Origin of the sequence: Shewanella sp. WXL01 (genome assembly GCF_012263345.1) — a bacterium.
GTDB lineage: Bacteria > Pseudomonadota > Gammaproteobacteria > Enterobacterales > Shewanellaceae > Shewanella > Shewanella maritima.
The window spans coordinates 224,969-246,370 of record NZ_JAAIKQ010000001.1; the positions used below are offsets into that span (position 1 = coordinate 224,969).

18 protein-coding genes and 1 pseudogene are annotated in these 21,402 nt (G+C 46.4%); 7 read left to right on the forward strand and 12 right to left on the reverse strand.

The window, feature by feature from the left end; all coding sequences use genetic code 11:
* Positions 1-246: 246 nt before the first annotated feature.
* A complete protein-coding gene (locus G3R49_RS00910; RefSeq protein ID WP_167868359.1) occupies positions 247-1,509 on the forward strand; it encodes a serine hydrolase in 1,263 nt (420 codons plus the stop codon).
* A 93-nt stretch (positions 1,510-1,602) separates the two neighbouring features.
* On the opposite strand, the gene G3R49_RS00915 is transcribed toward G3R49_RS00910, so the two are convergent.
* The 6 genes and pseudogenes from G3R49_RS00915 to G3R49_RS00930 form a co-directional block, all read right to left on the reverse strand.
* Positions 1,603-4,737, reverse strand: a complete 3,135-nt coding sequence (locus tag G3R49_RS00915) for an efflux RND transporter permease subunit (RefSeq protein WP_167868360.1) — start codon at positions 4,735-4,737, stop codon at positions 1,603-1,605.
* 9 nt (positions 4,738-4,746) lie between these two features.
* A complete protein-coding gene (locus G3R49_RS00920; RefSeq protein WP_245335214.1) occupies positions 4,747-6,486 on the reverse strand; it encodes an efflux RND transporter periplasmic adaptor subunit in 1,740 nt (579 codons plus the stop codon).
* A gap of 23 nt (positions 6,487-6,509) precedes the next feature.
* On the reverse strand, positions 6,510-6,617 hold the full coding sequence (locus tag G3R49_RS20280) for a hypothetical protein (RefSeq protein WP_242620400.1): 108 nt from the start codon (positions 6,615-6,617) through the stop codon (positions 6,510-6,512).
* Positions 6,614-7,033, reverse strand: coding sequence for a hypothetical protein (locus G3R49_RS00925; protein ID WP_167868361.1), 420 nt, complete (start codon positions 7,031-7,033; stop codon positions 6,614-6,616). The genes G3R49_RS20280 and G3R49_RS00925 overlap by 4 nt, the downstream gene beginning before the upstream one ends.
* A gap of 25 nt (positions 7,034-7,058) precedes the next feature.
* Positions 7,059-7,244 (reverse strand): annotated as a pseudogene (locus G3R49_RS20285) (heavy metal-binding domain-containing protein); the annotation flags it as partial.
* Between the two features lie 108 nt (positions 7,245-7,352).
* Positions 7,353-7,778 carry a hypothetical protein gene (locus G3R49_RS00930; protein WP_245335215.1) on the reverse strand — a complete coding sequence of 142 codons (426 nt, stop codon included), beginning with the start codon at positions 7,776-7,778 and terminating at the stop codon, positions 7,353-7,355.
* Positions 7,779-8,372: 594 nt separating this feature from the next.
* Here G3R49_RS00930 and G3R49_RS00935 point away from each other — a divergent pair.
* On the forward strand, positions 8,373-8,936 hold the full coding sequence (locus G3R49_RS00935; RefSeq protein WP_130599163.1) for a NapC/NirT family cytochrome c: 564 nt from the start codon (positions 8,373-8,375) through the stop codon (positions 8,934-8,936).
* A gap of 122 nt (positions 8,937-9,058) precedes the next feature.
* Here the strand turns inward: G3R49_RS00935 and G3R49_RS00940 are convergent, their stop codons facing one another.
* Together G3R49_RS00940 and rsmD are read right to left on the reverse strand one after the other, a co-directional pair.
* Complete coding sequence (locus G3R49_RS00940) at positions 9,059-9,328, reverse strand: DUF1145 domain-containing protein (protein ID WP_130599161.1); 270 nt, start codon at positions 9,326-9,328, stop codon at positions 9,059-9,061.
* 126 nt (positions 9,329-9,454) lie between these two features.
* Positions 9,455-10,060, reverse strand: a complete 606-nt coding sequence (rsmD, locus tag G3R49_RS00945; protein WP_167868362.1) for a 16S rRNA (guanine(966)-N(2))-methyltransferase RsmD — start codon at positions 10,058-10,060, stop codon at positions 9,455-9,457.
* 173 nt (positions 10,061-10,233) lie between these two features.
* Here rsmD and ftsY point away from each other — a divergent pair, with 173 nt between their 5' ends.
* From ftsY to rpoH, 4 genes are all read left to right on the forward strand, one after another.
* Positions 10,234-11,763: a signal recognition particle-docking protein FtsY gene (ftsY, locus tag G3R49_RS00950; protein ID WP_167868363.1), complete on the forward strand. Its 1,530-nt coding sequence runs from the start codon at positions 10,234-10,236 to the stop codon at positions 11,761-11,763.
* 43 nt (positions 11,764-11,806) lie between these two features.
* A complete protein-coding gene (gene ftsE, locus G3R49_RS00955) occupies positions 11,807-12,508 on the forward strand; it encodes a cell division ATP-binding protein FtsE (protein ID WP_130599155.1) in 702 nt (233 codons plus the stop codon).
* Entirely contained in the window at positions 12,505-13,458 is a 954-nt protein-coding gene (gene ftsX, locus G3R49_RS00960) for a permease-like cell division protein FtsX (protein WP_130599153.1), read from the forward strand. Before ftsE ends, ftsX begins: the two co-directional genes overlap by 4 nt.
* Before the next feature lie 529 nt (positions 13,459-13,987).
* Positions 13,988-14,848 carry an RNA polymerase sigma factor RpoH gene (gene rpoH / locus G3R49_RS00965; RefSeq protein ID WP_167868364.1) on the forward strand — a complete coding sequence of 287 codons (861 nt, stop codon included), beginning with the start codon at positions 13,988-13,990 and terminating at the stop codon, positions 14,846-14,848.
* A 114-nt stretch (positions 14,849-14,962) separates the two neighbouring features.
* Here rpoH and menE read toward each other — a convergent pair whose 3' ends face one another.
* From menE to menD, 4 genes are read right to left on the reverse strand one after another with little or no spacing between them, the layout of a single operon-like run.
* The gene (gene menE / locus G3R49_RS00970) at positions 14,963-16,555 is read right to left on the reverse strand and encodes an o-succinylbenzoate--CoA ligase (RefSeq protein ID WP_348633894.1); all 1,593 of its coding nucleotides are present in this window, start codon (positions 16,553-16,555) and stop codon (positions 14,963-14,965) included.
* 2 nt (positions 16,556-16,557) lie between these two features.
* Positions 16,558-17,676, reverse strand: coding sequence for an o-succinylbenzoate synthase (gene menC / locus G3R49_RS00975; protein ID WP_167868365.1), 1,119 nt, complete (start codon positions 17,674-17,676; stop codon positions 16,558-16,560).
* 22 nt (positions 17,677-17,698) lie between these two features.
* Positions 17,699-18,499 (reverse strand): 2-succinyl-6-hydroxy-2,4-cyclohexadiene-1-carboxylate synthase, encoded by an 801-nt coding sequence (gene menH, locus G3R49_RS00980; protein WP_348633895.1) that lies wholly within the window; start codon positions 18,497-18,499, stop codon positions 17,699-17,701.
* Positions 18,496-20,229, reverse strand: a complete 1,734-nt coding sequence (gene menD / locus G3R49_RS00985; protein ID WP_167868366.1) for a 2-succinyl-5-enolpyruvyl-6-hydroxy-3-cyclohexene-1-carboxylic-acid synthase — start codon at positions 20,227-20,229, stop codon at positions 18,496-18,498. Before menD ends, menH begins: the two co-directional genes overlap by 4 nt.
* A 218-nt stretch (positions 20,230-20,447) precedes the next feature.
* Here menD and G3R49_RS00990 point away from each other — a divergent pair, with 218 nt between their 5' ends.
* Positions 20,448-21,278: an HDOD domain-containing protein gene (locus G3R49_RS00990; protein ID WP_167868367.1), complete on the forward strand. Its 831-nt coding sequence runs from the start codon at positions 20,448-20,450 to the stop codon at positions 21,276-21,278.
* The last annotated feature ends 124 nt before the right edge of the window (positions 21,279-21,402 follow it).

The window sequence follows — 21,402 nt, forward strand, 5'->3', positions numbered from 1 at the left end:
TCCTATATCTCTTTCTATATCTCTTTCTATATCTCTTTCTATATCTCTTTCTATATCTCTTTCTATATCTCTTTCTATATCTCTCGCTGCGAGTACGGAATTTCCGCTCGTGAGTCGTTCATTTGGTTTACTTTTGTAAAAAATCTGTAAGCAGTCAGTCAGTTGTGTTTTACTAGCGCGATTAGGCACAGTTAGATGTTTGTTTTTACATGTGTCTATTCTCCATGTGATTTAAGGAATAAGTCTATGAAATTAGTTAAATCGAGTTTGGTTATTGCATGTTTAAGTTTTGGTGCGCATGCCGCTACGTTGCACCAACCAGATAGTCAATTCATTGAGCAAGCGGCCATGTTAGGTGTGAGCCAAACAGAATGGGATCAAGGTGAAATGGCTGCCGCAACCTTCCCAAATGCCTACAAGTTTACTCGCTACTATCAGGTGTCTAAGGGCAGCATGGTCCCTGAAAAGTGGAAGCTAAACAATTCACTCGACCTTACTAAGCTTAAAGGCATGGATGCAGACGGTGAGCATGACCTATATACCATCTTGCGTGACCGCCTTAAAAACCATTCTATGGTTGTTATTAAGGGAAATGAGGTAGTACATCAGCATTTCTTTAATGGCATGACGCCTAATTCAACTCACTTAGATATGTCGGTAACTAAGTCATTTACTGCGACTTTGGCGGGTATTGCAGCAGCCGAAGGTAAGCTTGATATGTCTAAGCCGCTAGAGTTCTATCTGCCAGAATTTAAAGGCACGGCATTTGAGGGCGCAACAGTACAAGAAATTGCCGATATGCGCAGTGGTTTAGGAATTAAAACGCCGCCACACAAGAGCTGGGACCCAAGATTGACTCAGTCACAAGAATGGCACGGTAAGAACGATTCTGGTTTGCACGGCATTCAAGATTACTTGTTGCTGATTAAAGATCATAAATACCCAAGCGGTGAGGTGTATCAGTATCAAGACCCAAATACAGAAATCTTAGGTAAAGTCGTTGAAAAGGTGACAGGTAAAGAGCTAGCGTCTTACCTGGAAGAGAAGATCTGGACCAAGATTGGTGCTGAGAATGACGCATTTTGGATGGCAGATCCTGACAATTATGTTGTTGCTTCTGGTGGCTTAAACATGGCAACCCGCGACCTTGCCCGCGTAGGTAAGGTTATCGTTAATAAGGGTAAAAACTATAAAGGTGAGCAGGTTATTCCGCAGCAGTTTTTAGACGCTATTTGGGCGGGTAATGACGAAGTGAGAAAGGCATGGACTAAAGGTAAGGAATACGCCCTTGCAAATGATGCCTGGTACAAAGATCAATACCGCGTACTGAACATTAAAGATCATAAGCTCTTGGTGATGATCGGTATTCACGGCCAGGTGCTGGCAATTGACAAAGCATCTGGCGTGATTGTGGCGATGAATGGTGGTTATCCGCAAACCGAGACACCACGCATGGCTAACTTACTTTTCTATCAGGTGATCCCTGCGATTATTGATGCAGTGAAGTAAGTTTTTACTGAGAAAAGTAAAGTTAAGCTAAATAAAAAACCACCTTGCTAAAAGGTGGTTTTTTTTAACTCTTTTAAAAGTATATCTGGGTAATTACTTCTTCAACTTGCGCCCGTAAATCAGCAGGTAAATCGCTGGGATCACGAACAGTGACAGAATTGGTGCTGTGACCATGCCGCCAACCATAGGCGCGGCAATTTTCTGCATTACCTCGTTACCCGTACCACTGCCCCACATAATGGGCAGTAGACCAAAGAAGATAGTCGCAACCGTCATTGCCTTAGGGCGAATACGCATTACCGCACCGTGAATTAACGCATCAACCAAATCTCCGCGTTGGTTGTAGTCGCCGCTTTGCTGCTTGGTTTTAATGGCATTGTTTAAGTACACCTGCATTACCACACCAAACTCAGCGGCGACACCTGCAAGGGCTATCATGCCCACAGACACCGCGACCGAGAAATTAAAGTCCAATGCATATAACAGCCAGGCGCTGCCAACCAAAGAAAACGGCAAGCTGAGCATGATCACCGAAGCTTGAGTGAACGAGCCAAACGTCATCATTAGCAGCATAAAGATCACCGCAATCATCAGTGGGATAACCAATTGCATTTTAGCTTCAACCCGCTGCATGTACTCGTATTGGCCGGCAAAGGTGTAGCTGTAACGCGGTGGCAGTTTGATTTGCTCATCTAACGCGGCGCGAGCAGTTTGTATGTACTCACCAATTGACACATCTTGTAAGTCGACAAATACCCAGCTGATTAAGCGGCCATTTTCGCTGGCGAGCATGGGCGCGCCATCACTAATGCTGATCTCAGCAAGATTGCCCAGTGGTAAGTATTTACCGGTTTTAGTCAGCACAGGCAGCTGGCGCAGTTTTTCAATACTATCGCGCAGCTCACGCGGGTAGCGAATATTGATGGGGTAGCGCTCTTGTCCTTGAATCGACTGACCTACTTGCATGCCCCCGATGGCCATTTGCACCACATCTTGAATGTCACGCAGTGTCATACCATAGCGAGCCGCGTTTTTAAGATTGGGCTCAATATCGATATAACGACCGCCACTGGTACGCTGGGCAAAGGCTGACAGTGTGCCTGGCAACTTAGCTACCACGGCTTCGATTTCAGTGCCGATACGTTGCAGCTCATCAATATCTGCGCCAGAAATCTTTATGCCCACGGGCGTACGTACACCGGTTGATAGCATATCAATGCGGGTTTTAATCGGTTGCACCCAAGCGTTAGTCATCCCGGGCACTTTGACGGTTTTTTGCAGCTCGGCAATGATCCCTTCAAGCGTCATACCCTCACGCCAGGTGTCCCTTGGGTTAAGCATGATGGTGGTTTCTAACATGGTCAGCGGTGCAGGATCGGTAGCGGTCATCGCGCGGCCGACTTTACCAAATACCCGTTTTACCTCAGGCACTGTTTTAATTAAGCGGTCAGTTTGCTGCAAGATTTCAGCGGCCTTACCTGAGCTCACGCTCGGCAGTGTGGTCGGCATATACAGCAAGTCGCCTTCTTCCAGCTCAGGCATAAACTCGCTACCCATTTTAGACATAGGATAGTAAGCACTAACTAAAGCCACTAAGGCGAGCATGATAGTCAGCTTAGGGAAGCGCAGTACTAGGCGGAGTAGCGGCTCGTATATTGCTATCAGCACACGGCTTAATGGGTTTTTATGCTCAGCAGGAATTTTTCCGCGTACAAAATAGCCCATTAAAACTGGAATTAACGTAATCGCTAACAGAGCGCTCGCTGCCATGGCAAAGGTTTTAGTGTAGGCGAGCGGGTGGAACAATCTGCCTTCTTGCGCTTCTAGTGCAAACACAGGCACAAAGCTCAAGGTAATGATCAGTAAGCTAAAGAACAGCGCTGGGCCAACTTCAATCGACGCGGTTTTTACTAGTTGCCAATGCGCTTCACCCGCGGGTGCTTGCCCGCCATGCTGCTCACGGTATTGCTCCAAATGTTTATGCACATTCTCGACCATCACGATGGCAGCATCGACCACAGCGCCAATGGCAATGGCAATGCCGCCTAGGCTCATAATGTTGGCATTGACTCCAATCATATTCATCACGATAAAGCTGATGAGAATCGAAATGGGCAGCGAGATAATCGCGACCAAGGTCGAGCGCGCATGCAGCAGGAATAGCAAGCAAATAACGCCAACTACAAGCATTTCTTCAAGCACCTTGTGCTTGAGGTTGTCGACTGAATTAAGGATAAGCTCAGAGCGGTCGTAAGTGATCACTAACTCTACGCCATCTGGCAGGCCGTTCTCGACTTCTTGCAGCTTTTGCTTAACGTTATTAATGGTCGCCAGTGCATTTTCGCCATAGCGCATCACCACAATGCCGCCAACGACTTCGCCTTGACCGTCCAACTCGGCTATGCCGCGTCTTGCACTTGGGCCAGTGCGCAGCTGAGCAACATCTTTCATCAATACTGGCGTGCCAGCTTCAGAAACAATACCCAGTGGGATCTCGGCAAAGTCATCCAATGTTTGCCTATATCCTTTTGAGGTGATCATGTACTCAGCTTCGGCCATCTCGATGACCGAGCCGCCAGTTGAGCTATTGGCGTTATCTAGCGCTGCTTTTACTGTCATCAAATCAATTTGATACAGGGCCAACTTATGCGGGTCGACAATGATTTGATAAGACTGCTCCATGCCGCCGATGGTGGCGATTTCCGAAACGCCTGCGACGCTCTGTAGCTCTAACTTTAAGAACCAGTCTTGTAGCGAACGAAGTTGTGCAAGGTCATGCTTGCCCTTGCGATCAACCAATGCATATTGGAATACCCAGCCAACGCCTGAGGCATCTGGCCCCAATGTAGGTGTCACGTTCTCTGGCAACTGACTTTGGGTTTGCGACAGATACTCCAATACTCTCGAGCGTGCCCAGTAGATGTCGGTACCATCTTCAAAGATGATGTACACATACGAGTCGCCAAACATGGAAAAACCGCGCACGGTTTTGGCGCCAGGTACAGCAAGCATAGCGGTTGACAGTGGGTAGGTGACTTGGTCTTCAACCAACTGCGGTGCTTGCCCTGGGTATGAGGTTTTTACAATAACCTGTACGTCTGATAAGTCAGGCAGCGCATCAAGTGGGGTAGTGCGCATTGCCTGATAGCCAACTAAGGCTATCAGTACACTAAAGACCAGCACCATCGCGCGGTGCTTAATCGAGGCGCTAATAATGTTTGCTAACATAAACGCCCCCTAATGATTGTGATGGCTGTGGTCAGCACTGCTATGTGTACTAGTGCTATGTTCATCAGCGCTATCAGCATCCTGGGTATTACTGGTGCTCAGACGCTGTAAACTACCTTGAATACTGGCTTCAGAGTCCAGCAGGAACTGCCCAGATACAATCACCTTGTCTCCCACATTAAGGCCACTGATGATCTCAGCTTTGCCTTGGGCAATCATGCCAACTTTGACTTCAACTGAGGCAAATCGATTGTCGCTGCGCTGCACCACCACTCGGTTTTCACGGCCAGTTAGGATCAACGCTTCGGTCGGTATGGTAATGATGTCTCGCTTAGGGCCACCAAAAAGTTTCACTTCAACTAGAGTGCCCGGTTTGAGGCTCTTTTGTGGGTTATCAAGTTTAACTCTGACTCGCATCGCCCGTGATACTGGGTCGAGCTCTGGGTAGATATAGTCAATGGTCGACTCAAGGTCGAATAGGCCTTGAGCTGCGGCTGATACTTCAACGGGGCGATCTAGCTCTAGCCAGCTTTGCTCGTTTTCAAATACGTCAGCAATCACCCAAACACTGCTTAAATCGACAATCTCAAACAAGGTGTCACCGGGTTGAACATACATGCCGTGGCGTACGTTTAGTTCGCTGACAAAGCCATCTTGCTCGGCGTAGAAAGGTACCCGATAGATGGTTTCGCGGGTTTGTTCTAGCTGCTTAATGGTATGTGAGCTCATGCCGAGTAACTCAAGGCGTAAGCGGGCTTTGCGGAGCAAGACTTTGCCGCGGGCTTTGTCTTGTTTTAAGTAATCGAGCGCTTGTACATAGTCACCTTGGGCGCTGACAAGTTCAGGCGAATATAGCTCGTACACTAGCTGGCCTTGTTTTACTTTTTGACCAACGTTGTGAACCATCAGGGTTTCTAGCCAGCCATCGACTCGGGTATGGGCATGACCGATGGCATTCTCGTTATATTCCACGGTGCCAATGGTTTTGACGAACTTCCATAATGTGTCTTTGGCTACGGTTTCTGAGCGCATGCCCAATGCTTGTTGCATGCCGCCTGATACGCCAACCACCACTTCTTCACCCACGCCGCCAATCTCTACGGGCTCTAAATCCATGCCGCAAATGGGGCAAGAGTCAGGTGTGTCAGACACAATATGCGGGTGCATAGGGCAAACATATTTCACATTATTGCTTTGCTTGCCCATAGCATTTGATTGGTCTGTTGCACTTGATGGCGTGTTGGCTTGAGCTTGAGTTATTTCACTTAGCGCAGGCTTGGGTTGGTCGAGTATCGATTGACTATGCTCATGTGTGTGCGCTGCAGCATTATGAACGTGTCCGTTATCAGCAGAGTCACTGCTTTCATCCTTAATCAGGAACATATTACATTGCGGACAACGGCCTTTTTCATGGCTGCGTTCTTCTGGGTGCATAGGGCAGTAATAATCTAGCTGCTCATGTTTTGCCGCGTGTTTAGATTCATCTTTAATGAGGAACATATTGCACTGTGGGCAGCGGCCTTTCTCATGGCTGCGCTCTTCTGGATGCATCGGGCAGTAATAATCCAACTGCTCGTGTTCGCCCGTATGAGTCTTGTGCTCTTCATGCTGGCTTGCATGATGAGCATGTTCGTCACTGGCTAGTGCCGTCGTTAGCGGCAGCAAGCTCATAGACGCTGCAAGGGTTATGGCTAAGCTCACTTGGCTCAAGCTTGATGAGCGCAACGATAACTTGTTGATGGTTTGCATAATACCTATCTCCACTGCCGTCTTTAGTGATGTGCGTGGCTTGAGTGAGCGTTTTGCTTAGCAATTGGCTCTAAATTCATTCCACATTTTGGGCAAGTGTCACCCTCAAAACCAGTAATCGCCGAGTTCATTGGGCATACATGAGTCGGTTTTTTAGCATGAGCGTGGGTTGTTTTATTTGGGTATTTATCACAGCCTTTGCAGTCCTGACAATGAGCTTTGGCTTTGCACTTGTCGCAACCTTTGCAGTCTTTGCAACTAGCTTTGGCTTTGCACTTATCGCAACCCTTGCAGTCTTTGCAACTAGCTTTGGCTTTGCACTTGTCGCAACCTTTGCAGTCTTTGCAACTAGCTTTGGCTTTGCATTTATCGCAACCCTTGCAGCCTTTGCAACTAGCTTTGGTTTTGCACTCGTCGCAACCATTGCAGTCTTTGCAATTAGCTTTGGTTTTGCACTTGTCGCAGCCATTGCAGTCTTTGCAATTAGCTTTAGCATGCTTGCATTTATCACAGTGTTTACCGTGATTCTTGCAATGTTGCTTATCATCAGCTTTCTGAGCTGCTTCTAAGTACATACCACACTTAGAGCAGGTATCACCTTTGTCGCCGGTTTCATCTGCATGCATAGGGCACACATACTCTTGGGTAGCACTTGAATGATGATGCTGGTGGTCACTCGCTTGAACTGCTGGATGCCAGGAAATTAATAGCAAAATTGAAAAAACAATATGGATTAAGGTTTTCATTATGAACTCCATCGAAAACGAGCCAAAAGCGTTTGACCTGAAATAGGCGCACGTTTGACTTTAATAACAACAAAATATTAAAGGGTGTAGCTAGGTGTTGATGCTTAATGCTGGACGCAGTTAGGCAATCGGAGGTCGTATATCTTGTGCTAAAGCGATCGAGTGGAAATGAGGTATTACGCTAGCCAGAGGAGACTCTGGCGCGGGGTTGCTAGACCAAGGAGTGAGGTCTAACAGGGTGCCAGCAATTGAAATCACAAGGCAGTGACTGCAATCAGACTGACATTGATTGTCACCGTCACAGCAATGACTGCTGTCGTTAGTCTTCGCGCTAGCCAGGTGGCTAGGCATAGGCTCACTGCAGCAGTCTTCTTCAGTTTGTGGTTGTTCTACCATTGGCTGAGGAGTAGATGCGGCAGTTTGATGACAATGCATAGTGCTTGTTTCAGCTGCTTTGGTATGAGCTGAATGCATGGCATGTGAATCTGCGACTGTATTTTGAGTTAATTCAACAACTGCTTCTTGTGCATGTGCTCTTGGCACCATTAATAACCCATTAGCAAGCACAAGCTGGCATATAAATGTCAGCAAGGTGGCTGTAGCGAGCAAACGGTGGTGGAGCATTTTTAGCATAAAGAACCAAATAGCATAAAGAACCAGTTTATGTTCTAACAAACAAGCTGCCGTTTATTGGGCGAACTTACTATTATCGCGCGAATTTACAAGCTAATTCATCAATAGCTGTGACAGATTCACTTGAGCGATGTTAGCACACATGTATCACTGTGCATTGACTCAATTCACAAAAATTTAGCTTTGCTAAGGGGTTGGGGATGAATTTTTGTTTAGTTTTGATTACAAGCCCGAATATTAGCTCAGTCCAAAACATGATAATAAAATGAACCATTTACCTAATTGTGAGTAGCATGCCATACTGGTTAAATTGTATGAAATTTAACGAACGCTTAATTAGCTGCACAGGCTGTTAGCATTTGTAGATCTAGGTCTCACTTTTACTATTTAATTGTGGGTTTACTAATAAAACCTAGACTGAAATCAGTTTTTTGGAGCAAAAAGCATCTAAAATTATTTCCTACAAAAATATTAGAATACTTTGAATATCTATTTGGAGATTGAGTGATGAATTGGCGTGCACTTTTTAAACCAAGCGCAAAAATTTCCATTATCGTACTGCTGTTAATCGGTGTGGTAGTGGGTGTGGTTGGGTACTTTGCGACTCAACAAACTTTACATGCAACAAGTACTGACGAGTTCTGTATGAGCTGTCACAGTAACCATTCATTGAAAGATGAAGTGCTAGCTTCTGCTCACGGCGGCGGTAGCGCAGGTATTACTGTTCAGTGTCAAGACTGTCACTTACCTCATGGTCCAGTTGATTACTTGATCAAGAAAATCATCGTATCGAAAGATCTATACGGCTTCTTAACCATTGACGGTTTCAACACTCAAGAGTGGTTAGACGAAAACCGTAAAGAGCAAGCAGACCTAGCACTGAAATACTTCAGAGCGAACGACAGCGCGAATTGCCGCCACTGTCACACTCGCATCGAAGAGAACCAGCCTGAGTCTATGAGCAAAATGGCTAAGCGTATGCACGAACGCAATGCTCAAAAAGAGCCAGATAAGCGTAAGACATGTGTTGATTGTCACAAAGGCATCGTTCACCCTTACCCTAAAAAGTAATTCGCCTGTGAGCGCTTGATTAGCAGCTCTCAAGTAGACATTAAAAACCTCGTCAATTGACGAGGTTTTTTTAGCTTGTAAATAATAAGTTAGCGCAGGAATGAAGGCTGAAAGAGTGCCAACTATTGAGATAATAGGCGCTGGCGATATTGCAGTAGGGCAAAAACGCCAAAAAAGAATGGTTGTAGGTAATCCTTACCTTTTAGCTTTAACGCTTCGCTAAACATAGTGTGGAAGATAAGCACTTGAAATAAGTGCATCATGACCGTGAATAGCATGAAAAAGTTAAGCGCAATGCTTACCTTACCGGCAAATGGCATAAATAGATTGTAGATCATCACCAACCACATTAACGCTGTTGCGAGTTTGCCTATAACGATGAATTTGTTCATTTCTATCTCTGTATTTTTGCTAAGTGTATTTAAATTCGCTGTACTTGATTCTCTATGCTCAAGCTCTAGCTGATAATTGCCTTTGTTAAGAAGGGGCTCTAGACCTAAGCTCTAGGCTTGATAAATCTAAGCCTGATAAAGTCGGTAAGTGAGTTGCCCGGCGACTTTTTCTTTTAGCAGTTGCCAATCAGCTGGCACAGCTAAATTAGTCAGCTCAGATTCAGTTTCGACGTAAATCAACGCATCTTCATTTAACCAATTGTTTTGCGCTAGTAGCTCAATAGTCTTATTCGCTAAGTCTTTACGAAATGGTGGGTCAACAAATATCACGTCAAAGCCATCTTCAGCTTGGTTTGCCAGATAACTCAGACTATCGGTTTGAGTTACCGTGGCGTTATCGCACTTTAAGGTGGCAAGGTTTTGTTGAAGCTGTTTTGCTGCGCTTTGTTGCAGCTCAAGAATTTGTGCGAACTTGGCATAGCGTGATAAAGACTCAAGGCTCAATGCGCCACTACCAGCAAAGCAATCAAGCACGCGAGCGCCGCGAATATCTGTGGCTAACCAGTTGAATAGGGTTTCGCGCACGCGGTCTGTGGTCGGTCTTAGTCCTTCAAGATCATGAATGGGCAGCTTTCGAGAGCGCCATTGTCCAGAAATAATCCTTACCTGGCCACTACTAGCAGACTTATTTGCCGTAGCCTTTTTTGCTCTATTTGAGGGCTTTTTAGCCATGTGATCCCCGTGATTTTGCCTGATGAAAGAAAGTGGTAGACTATGCCACATTCTGCATTGCCGTTATTTTATATCAAACCGACAGACAAAGCTGAGCTTAGTGATAGAAATCTATCTGGCTAACAGCTTGGCGGCAATCGACACCCTAAATAGACAAAGCACTGGTAGCAAACATGGCAAAGAAAGGCTTTTTTTCGTGGTTTCGTAAAGACAAGAAACCAGAACCTGAAGTAGTTGAATCACAAGATAATCAAGCGCAAATCGATGCCGAAAATGCTGCTAAACAACAAGCAGAGCGTGAAGCTGCTGAGCAAGCCGCAAACGAACAGGCAGCTAAAGAAGAAGCAGAACGTTTAGCAGCAGAACAGGCAGCTAAAGAAGAAGCCGATCGTCTAGCAGCAGAGCAGGCAGCTAAAGAAGAAGCCAAGCGTCTAGCAGCAGAGCAGGCAGCTAAAGAAGAAGCCGAGCGCCTAGCAGCAGAGCAGGCCGCTAGAGAAGAAGCAGAGCGTTTGGCAGCAGAGCAGGCCGCTAGAGAAGAAGCCGAGCGTTTAGCGGCAGAGCAGGCCGCTAAAGAAGAAGCCGAACGTTTAGCGGCAGAGCAGGCGGCTAAAGAAGAAGCAGAGCGTTTGGCAGCAGAGAAGGCTGCTAAGGAAGAAGCAGAGCGATTAGCAGCAGAGCAGGCAGCTAAAGAAGAAGCAGAGCGTTTAGCGGCAGAGCAGGCTGTTAAAGAAGAAGCTGAAGAGGCGCAACCAGAGCCACAAGCTAAGCCGAAGAAAGAGGGCATGTTTGCCCGCCTTAAGCGTGGCTTAATGCGCACTAGTGAGAATATTGGTTCAGGCTTTATGGGCTTATTCTCAGGCAAGAAGATTGATGACGATCTATTTGAAGAGCTTGAAGAACAGCTGCTTATTGCCGATGTTGGTGTTGAAACTACGACTAAATTAATTGATAGCCTAACGTCACATGCATCGCGTAAGCAGCTAAAAGATGCTGAAGCGCTTTATGATCTGCTACGTGAAGAAATGCAAAAGACGCTAGAGCCGGTTGCTGTGCCGTTAGTGCCAGAAAACAGCGAAGGTCCATTTGTGATTTTAATGGTGGGCGTTAACGGTGTAGGTAAAACCACAACTATTGGTAAATTAGCAAAACAGTACCAAAGTCAGGGTAAATCTGTCATGTTAGCTGCGGGTGATACTTTCCGCGCGGCGGCTGTTGAGCAGTTGCAAGTTTGGGGACAACGCAACGACATTCCTGTAGTAGCTCAACATACGGGCGCAGATAGCGCCTCTGTATTGTTCGACGCCTTACAAGCTGCCAAAGCACGTAATGTAGATGTGCTTATTGCCGATACCGCTGGTCGCTTGCAGAACAAGGGCCACTTGATGGAAGAGCTGAAAAAAGTGGTGCGCGTGATGAAGAAACACGATGAAACCGCGCCGCACGAAGTGATGCTCACCCTAGATGCAAGCACAGGTCAAAACGCAATCAGCCAAGCGCAGCTATTCCAAGAAGCGGTAGGTGTAACCGGTATTACCCTAAGTAAGTTAGACGGCACCGCAAAAGGCGGGGTGATCTTCGCTATTGCCGATAAGTTCAATATCCCTATCCGTCATATTGGTGTGGGCGAGCAAATTGATGACTTACGTACGTTTGATGCGGCAGACTTTATTGAAGCCCTGTTCAATCAGGAAAAGACTGATTAATATCAATCACTAACAATTAGAATAACAACACGGATAGTCATATATGATCCAATTTGAGCAAGTCAGTAAGGTTTATCCAGGAGGACAAAAAGCCTTACTGAATGTGAATTTCCACCTAGAACAGGGGGAGATGGCATTTTTAACCGGGCACTCTGGTGCTGGTAAAAGTACTCTGCTCAAATTGATCACTGTGATTGAGCGTGCCACTGCGGGCAAGGTCAGTATTAATGGCCATGATATTGCCAAAGTGAGCCGTAAGCATGTGCCATACCTGCGCCGCAATATCGGCATGATCTTCCAAAACCACAACTTGCTGATGGACAAAACCGTGTTTGATAACGTGGCGTTGCCGTTAGTGATTGAAGGCTTTTCTCACGGAGAGATCAAAAAGCGTGTTGGCGCCGCACTGGATATGGTTGGCCTGTATGGCAAAGAGCGTCATAGTCCAGTGATGTTATCCGGTGGTGAGCAGCAACGTGTCGGTATTGCTCGCGCGATTGTTAACAAGCCTCCTATAATCCTTGCCGATGAGCCAACTGGTAACCTAGATCCTAAGTTATCGATGGATATTTTACGTCTATTTGAAACCTTCCATGATGCAGGCACAACAGTGCTTATCGCCACCCATGATCTGGGACTCATCGCTCGTATGAAGTACCGCACCTTAACCCTTCGCAAAGGCACTATGGTAGGAGGTGAGACTGACGAGCCGCTCACTCCAAATATGGCGGAGGTAACGCGATGAGCATAACGCAAAGCAAGTTGCCGCTAAGTGGTCGTATCGTGATGTTCTTCATTCGTCATATCCAGCAAGGTATGTCGAGTTTAGGTGAGTTATGGCGTAACCCGCTGTCATCTTTTATGACCATGGCTGTGTTAGGCGTGAGTTTAAGCTTGCCAGCAGCGCTACAAGTGCTGGTTAAAAATGCCGAGAACATTACTGAGTCGTGGAACAGCGCTGCTGAAATCTCTTTGTTTATTAATGAAGGGCGCAGCGAACAGTCGATTCAAAGTTTGATATCTCGAGTGCGCGTTTATAGCGAGGTCGATACCGTTCATTACATTAGCCGTGATGATGCCTTAGAAGAATTTCAACGTTTATCTGGCTTTGGTGAAGCGCTGTCATACTTAGATGAAAACCCGCTGCCAGCGGTAGTGACAGTGACGCCGTTAGCTAAGTACTCTAGCCCAGCAGGCGCAAGACAATTACTTGCAAAGCTTGAGCGTGAGCCAGAAGTCAGTTTTGGTCGTTTGGATATTGAATGGCTTGAGCGGTTGCAGGCGTTAGTGAATTTACTTGAAAAAACCGTATTAGCCATTGCTGCGTTGCTAATGCTGGCTGTGGTACTCGTGATAGGTAACACCATTCGCCTAGCGATTATGAATCGTCGCAGCGAAATTGAAGTAATGAAGCTAGTTGGCGCAACTGAAGCCTTTATTCAGCGCCCGTTTCTTTATACAGGCATTTGGTACGGCATTATTGGTGGTGTGCTAGCTTGGCTGATCATCAATGTGCTTGTGCTATATCTCGATGGCGCGCTTGCTGAGTTGCTTGGCTTGTATGGCAGCAGTTTGAGCATTCAGTCATTGTCATTTGCCGAATTGATTAAGCTGGTATTGTTGGCGTCATTTTTAGGCTGGCTGGGTTCTTACCTTTCTGTGCGTCAACATCTACGCAAAATCGAGCCGTCTTAAATCTGCCGGGCGATATTAAATCAGTGGCGGAATAACATAAGCTCAATTTATCTATCACGGCAAGCGCATGGTTGAATATCAAGCATGTATTAAGGATTAATGAACTTTGATTGCGCAAGACGCCGTGAAATCATCCCTGATGGCTCCGCTTTAGCATCCCTGCTAAAGAGGCTTGCTTACTCAAAGCTCGTTAACCCCATAAGAAAACGCGCGTTAGCAATTCATGACCTTGTCCTGATTCATCTATGCTTCATATTTTGCCAGTAGAATCCCACCTAATAAGCCCCTGTCTAGGCGCTATTATATACCAATGGGTATAAGATGAACGTTTGTTCACTTGAACCTTAAAAGCATTATGGTACAACTAGCCTCGGCTATTGCGTTAAATTTAAGCAATGGGTGAGCGAAAAGTTGACATAGCTTGCCGATTAGCCGATAGTTCATCAGCTAAATTGACCTTACTTGCCCATTTGGCAACTTTTCCAAAGTCAGATTTAGCCTTTTTCGTTTTATGTATGTAGGAGAGCGAATGACTTCTCAATCGCAATCAATGGCGCTAGCAGTTCCTCAAAATATTAGTTCTATTGAGGCTTATTTGCAGTCTGTTACCAGCATCGACATGATGGATGCAGAGACTGAGCACAAGCTTGCCAAACGTTTACAAGAAACAGGCGATTTACAAGCCGCAAAGCAGTTGATTATGTCTCACCTGCGTTTTGTTGTGCATGTTGCAAAAGGCTATTCTGGATACGGTTTACCACAAGCTGACTTAATCCAAGAAGGTAACATTGGTCTGATGAAGGCGGTTAAGCGCTTCGATCCAGATGTTGGTGTTCGTCTAGTGTCATTTGCTGTGCACTGGATTAAGGCTGAAATTCATGAATACGTACTGAAAAACTGGCGTATTGTGAAAGTGGCGACCACTAAGGCGCAGCGAAAATTATTCTTCAATCTTCGTAAAACTAAAAAGCGTTTAGGCTGGTTTAGTGACGAAGAAGTCACCATGGTGGCAGAAAACCTAGGTGTATCGAAAGCTGACGTGACCGAGATGGAATCACGTATGGCAGCGCAAGACCCTGCATTTGATTTGGCATCAGACAATGATGATGACAACCAAGACTATGCACCAGCGCTATACCTTGAAGATCACTCTTCAGATGTGGCTGAGCAAGTTGAAAATGCTAACTGGGAAGCCGATTCTCAAAGCCGTCTACTGTCTGCAATCAAGACGTTAGATGAGCGCAGCCAGCATATTCTACGTGCACGTTGGTTAGATGATGATAAAACTACGCTGCAAGAGCTGGCGGCGACTTATCAAGTGTCAGCGGAGCGTATCAGACAGCTTGAAAAGAACGCGATGAACAAGCTGAAATCGCAGATGGATATGTAATCTAGATAACCAATCGCTTTGTTAGTTGTTCCGACTAAATATTAAAACCTGCTGCGGCAGGTTTTTTTGTGCGAGTTATTTGAAATAACTTGGAAAGGCTGAACTTGAATTTGATTAAGCTTGTGAGTTAGCTAAAACCGCTGCGACAACCTGCTTTCTCGCCATCTTGAGGCCGCTTGATGCAACATTATTCGGCCATGGGTAAAACTGCCTTGGGCGCTTAAAGCGCGCGAGCTTATTGCTGACAGACTGAGCTAGCTCCTCGTCAGTGGATGATTGCAGCTGAATATTCACATAATCAATAATAGCTGCAGGTAACAAGCCGAACTTAGTATCCTTGATGCCAAACACGATTGCCTGACGCACATTGGGATGGGCGACTAAAACCGCTTCAATTTCTTCTGGCTGAATATTCTCACCGCCACAAATAAACATGTTGTCGGCGCGGCCGCTAATGCTCAGTTGTCCATGTTCGTTCAAATAGCCTTTATCTTTGGTATTGAACCAGCCATTGTCATCAACAGGGCAATGCAAACCTTGTTTAGACCAATAGCCCAAGAATAAGCATTCGCCTTTGACCCAAATAACCCCATCGCGAATTTCAAGTTGGCGATATTTGAGCGGCGCACCGTGATGCCCAAGCGTATTGGCGCTGGCAGTGGTGATCTGCGAGCTCATTTCCGTCATACCATAGCTGGTATAAGCTTGAATGTTATTGGCTAGGCAAGCCTGGATAATGTCATCAGTAATCGCGCCGCCGCCAAGTAGCATGGCTTTGATGCCCGTTAGAGATTGCTGTTGAGTCTTAGAATCCGTTTCAAATAGTAGCGAGCGCGCTTGCGCGGTGACCAAGGACAAGTGAGTGACTTTGCCCGCAACTATATGCTGCTCAATCGAGTATTCAGTGTGCTGCAACATAACCGCGCTGCCAGAGAGGGCGCAGCGATTAATAATTGCTAGCCCGCCGATATGAAACAGTGGCAGTGACAACAGCCAGGTATCTTCATCTCTAAGAGCAATGGTTTCCCTAGCGCCATCGGCGCTGTAAATATGGTTAGCTAGACTGTGCAGCGCCGATTTTGGCTTACCGCTAGAGCCTGATGTGAGCACGATATTGGCCGGGCGCTGTGGGTCAAAATCGTTGGGGTTAGAGCTGATACTATTGGCGTTGTTTGCAGTGCGGCTCGCTGAATCTGTCGCCTTTGCGTTTAAGCCGGCTTTTAAGTCAGGCATAAACCAGCTGACTTGCGAGCGCACATTAAGCGATGATTGACGCTGTGAATCTTCGCAATACACCAGCTTTATTTCATGTTCAGTAATAAGCTCGGCAATTTTGCTATCAGCAAAGCGTGCAGAAATCGGCATAAAAATGCAGCCCGTATCGACACATGCCCAGTAAAGAACGATTTGCTCAAGATTGTTGCTGCTAACAGCGGCGATGATATCGCCTTGTTTGACGCCAAGCACGGTAAGCTGAGCTGCCACTTTGTGTACCAACAAGCTTAGCGTTTGGTAGTTGATTGATTGGCAGCGACCAGGCCGGTTGCTATTAGCTGAAAGGTTCTGTTGGTCACTGTTTAGGGAGATAGCATCTGCGCCACCATCCGATTCACCTGCGGATCGCTGTAGCCATTTTACGGCACAGTTTAGCGGCCACTGCTTGGCGGTTTGGTGCAGTGGTGAGCAGGTGAGCGCGCTTAAGTCCACAATTAAGCACTCACAAGACTTTGCTGTGCAATTACCTTGAGTAGACTCATATCGAGCTGCTCGCTCATGCCATTGCCCATCGCACTGCCTGTTGCGCTGTCTGTTGGATTGGCGCGGTATAAGCGCTGGGTAAATGGAGCAAGGGTATCAAGCCCTGGAATATCATCGGGTGTGAGCGCGTGGCAAAGTTTGCGCAAATCATTAATGGCGACATCAGACTCTAAACCTGAGCTGAGAATGCAGCGAATGCCATGCTCGTTGGCTTGCTCAATAAGTCGCTGCAGCTTGTCGATGCTGCCGTAAAGGCCAGGTTTGATGACCAATGCCGCTAAACCAGGCTCGGGCACACCGTTTGTAGATAACAGTGTAAACTCAGGTTTTAGCAGTGACTCATCTAGCGCGTATTTCACCCCAATGCTTTGGTACACGGCAGGGTTGTCTTTGATATGGATGCAAGGCTCTTCAATATAATCGACGCTAGCCTTTGGAATGCAGGTTAGCAGCTCGCACGCTTGTTCTAGCGTCAGGCCACGGTTGGCATCAAGTCTTAGTCTTAACTTGGGCTTTAGTTCAAGGATCTTGTGGATGAACTTAATCTCGCTCGCCATATCGGTTTGCGCCACTTTTACCTTAATTGCATGATGGTCAGCCTTGTCGAGCTTTTGCTTAAGTGTGCTATCACTCATGCCATCATAAACCAACGGCGCTTCGCGGTCGTCAGCGAGGCCCTGATTAAAGCTTGAGGTAAACTTAGCGTGTAGCAAACTTAGGCTAAATTGCACGCTGGCAAAGTCGCAATCATCAATTAGCTCATACAAGCTTGAGATGGGCTTACCAAGCACTATTGGTAGCTGAGTTTGTAGGTAGCTGGTGACTTGCTCAAGTGATTCTGAGCTGAAGCTACTGATTGGCTGGCCGTCAATGTCATTGCCTGAAAGGGGCGCAATTTCGACAAACTCTTGTTGCTCATTGTCGTTATCACTCAGGCGCAAGTTTAAGATTAAGCCTTGGCGATTATCAATCCGCTGCTTGCCAACTGGCAGGCTTGGTTGCAGGTCGATTTGATAACTGGTTAAGGTAAACTCAGTAATCATGGCGGTGTCGGCTAACTGTGCTGGCATACAAACTCCAATCTAGCTTGAGCTACTTGTTCAATAGCTTGAGTAGCTGCTGACTAAACAGCTGTGGTTGCAGGCTATGGATATTATGGCCGGCATGTTCCACGCTAATCACATTTAGTGGCTGCTCAGTTTGCCACTGTTTTGCCAGCTTGGAAAATTTCTGGTCATGTTGGCCGACAATTATGTGACATGGCTGCTTTAGTTGGCTAATCACATTACGACAATCCTGTTGATGGCCGAGGGAAGTGGCGAGGTAACAATTAAGCAGTGCTTGGTTGTTATTGTTGCTGCGCTTAGCGATAAGCTTGGCTACCTCATCTTCAGTTAAATCGCTAAATACGCCTCGCTGGTACCAGAGCTGCAAAAATTGCACTATTGGCAAGCGTTGCAGTTTTTCTGCCCATTGCTTATCGGCATTAAGGCGTTCATCGCGCTGTTTATCGTCAGTTAAACCTGGGTGAGCTGACTCAAGCGTAAGGCTGAGGAGTTTGTGTGGGAATAGCTTAGCGATGTGCAAAGCAATGCGTCCTCCCAATGAGTAGCCAACAAGATGAAACTGGTGGCATTGCAGTGAGCTAAGTGTGGCAATAATGGCTTGTGCCGCTGCTTCTAGCCCAGGCGTAGGAAGTTGCGCCCTAGATTGGCCATGGCCGGGTAAATCGACACAAATACAGTGAAATTGCTGGCTAAGTATTGGCATGCAAGCCAGCCAGTCTTCTTTAGCGCCTAAAAAGCCATGGACTAAAACTAGCTTGGGTAAATGCAGCTCTCCAAAACGGCTGACACGAACCATACCTGAGCTGGCAGTATCAATTATGCTCATAACGCTTGTTTGACCCATTGAGCCAGCTCTGCGATTTGGTCGCTAGCTTGATTCGGGCTGACATTGACTTCAATAACGCTTGCGCATTCAAACTCAAACGCTTCTTGATAAACCTGCTTGAAGTCGTCTAACTCATCAACCTGACGGTAAGCTAGGTTAAACATAGCCGCGCCATAACCAAATTCACAGCCGTGGCTTAGTCGATAATAATCACTGCGTAGCTGCTCGTTAGGTACTGGCAATAAGTTAAAAATATTGCCGCCATCGTTATTGAAAATCACCAGAACAAAGGTGCTGCTTAGCTGTTTTAGTAATGCAAATGAGTTGAGGTCGTGCAGGCAAGAAATATCGCCAATGATCATACTTGTTGGCAGTTGATTGCCCTTGGCTACACCAACTGCGGTAGCGATTAAACCATCAATACCCGAAGCGCCGCGGTTGGTATAAATGTTGTTGGTTTTTTCCGTTAACGGAGCATACATGTCGTAAAGACGAATAGGTAGGCTGTTACCAATAAATAGCTGCTGCTCACCGCTATTGTATTTGGCAATTTCGCGCATGGTTTGCGCTTCTCCAAACTCGCCGTTATCAATTTTATCGTTAAAAATCGCTTCCAGCTGATGGTTAGTTGCTTGCAAGCTATCAGCCCACAATGCCTGAGAAGAACGGTGCCAAGGCGCACGGCAGAAATGAGTAATCGAGCTTAACCAAACTTGTTTAGTCTGATGACTTGGGTCGAGGCGCTGTTGATGTGCAAGCACTTGCCAGTATGTGTGCCAGCTCTGCTCGGCAAGGTATTGAATTAAACGCTTAGAGACAAAGCGCCCGCCGAACACTAATACGCGATCGGCTTGTTGTAGCATCTTTTTACTTGGACTGTGGTGTAGCAGCTGATCGATATGCCCGAGCACTTGCGGGTGCTGCCGCAGTTGTGACTGAGCATCAACTAGCACTGGCCAGCCAATGGTTTTAGCAAGTTCAAGGATTTGCTTTGGGTCTTCATCAGGGCTTAACGTGCCCAGTACAATCAAGCCTTTGCCATGAACAAAGCGGCGCAGACTGGCTTCGCAAGGTGTGTTGCCAGGCACGCTGGACTGATAATCAGTAAATGGGTGGCTGTGTTCAAGCCAGTTGGCTAATGGCTTTAGATAGTTTTGGATTGCAACTGAGTCTTGCTCGCCAAGGGCGCATACCTTCTCTGGGTAGAGTGGTTCGCGGTACATGCAGTTAATGTGCAGAGGTTGAGTTAGGCCGCTTACTGCTTGATCTAGGCTGGTCAGCAGCGCACTCGCTGGGAAGTCAAAATCAGCCGTGGGTAGATTAATCTGCTTGGCGTACTGAGCAAAAATTCCAGGTTGTGGAATCGCCTGATTAGCACCACAGTCAATTAGTTCAATAGGGCGATCGCCCGACAACACTATCAAAGGTACTTGGGTTAACCAGGCTTCAATGACTGCAGGGTAAAGATTTGCAACCGCCGTGCCTGAGGTGGTAATAATTGCTACTGGTGCTTGGCTAGATTTTGCAAGCCCCAGTGCCATAAAACCTAAACCACGTTCATCAAAATGGCTATGGGTAGTAAGCTTAGCTTGCTGGGCCGCCGCCAAAGTCAGTGGCGATGAGCGAGAACCTGGGGCCAAACATACATGTTTTACACCTAAGCGCTGCAGCTCCTCAAGAATTAGCTGACCCCATAAGAAATTTATATCGGCAATCGATTGATGCGCCATGTTGCTAGTACCCGATGCTTTAGATGGTGTTGATATTAAGCCTAAGTTTAACGCGAGTTGTGGCTATTATCTAAGTGAATCTTGTAAATTTGTCTTGCTGTTTGAAATTGTTTTTCCTTTTAAAATCATCATTTATGTTTAAGTGTATTTGGCTAAGTTTGTTGGCGTGTACTATTTTTTAGTTACTGAGTAGCACGATTATAAAATGGAGAATTGAAATGGATTCAAGTGCGTTACTAAGCCGAGTTGATGAATTACCACGCCTACCTAAAGCCATCAGCGAATTACTAGAAGCAGTCAATAGCGACAATATCTCAACTAAAGAAGTTTCGGCCAAAGTGGCACAAGATCCACTCATTAGTGCAAGGGTGCTACGTCTTGCTAACTCTGCCCATTTTGGTCGTAGCCGCGAGGTTGGCTCTATTGATGAAGCCGTTGTGCGTTTGGGCATGCAAACCCTGCGCACTTTGGTGATTGCTTCGGCTGTTATCGGCGCAGTGCCTAAAGTTGAGGGTATTGATATTGCCAAGTTTTGGGGCGAAACCTTTGAGAAAGCGCTGTATGCTCAAGAGCTCGCAAAACGCTCTGGCGTGGCGCCAGATGAAGTATTCACTTGTGGTATTTTACATAAGATTGGTGATTTGCTTATCGCGACAATTGAACCTGAATTAAGTCATCAGATTATCGCTGCCGTTGAGGCTGGTGGCAGTCAGCAAGAGTTAGAAACTAAGCTACTTGGTTTTGATTCACCGTCAGTGGGAGCTCTGTTAGCAAAGAGTTGGAAGTTCACCCCAGATTTGGTTGCAGGTATCGAGTATCAGCGCGTTCCTACTAAGGCAACCCCCGAGTCTAAATTCGCCTCTATGATGTTTTTAGCTGATATCATCTTCCAGTACTGGGATGACGACCGCGACCACGAGTCATTTACCTGTTGGTTTGCCACTCAAGCAAATGATGCTGGGGTAATAAGAATGGATATGGATGGGCTTGCCGATAAGCTTGAAGACTTACGAGGTAAGGGCATTGAAATGGGTAAGCAGCTCGCTTAGGACTCACACAACATAAAATTGTAGTTGCAGGGATTAAACTGAAAACGCGAGCTTAGTGCTCGCGTTTTTGGGTCTGTTACTCATATTTAGCTGATAGAGTGATTGCTTTGCTTAAGGTGTTGTA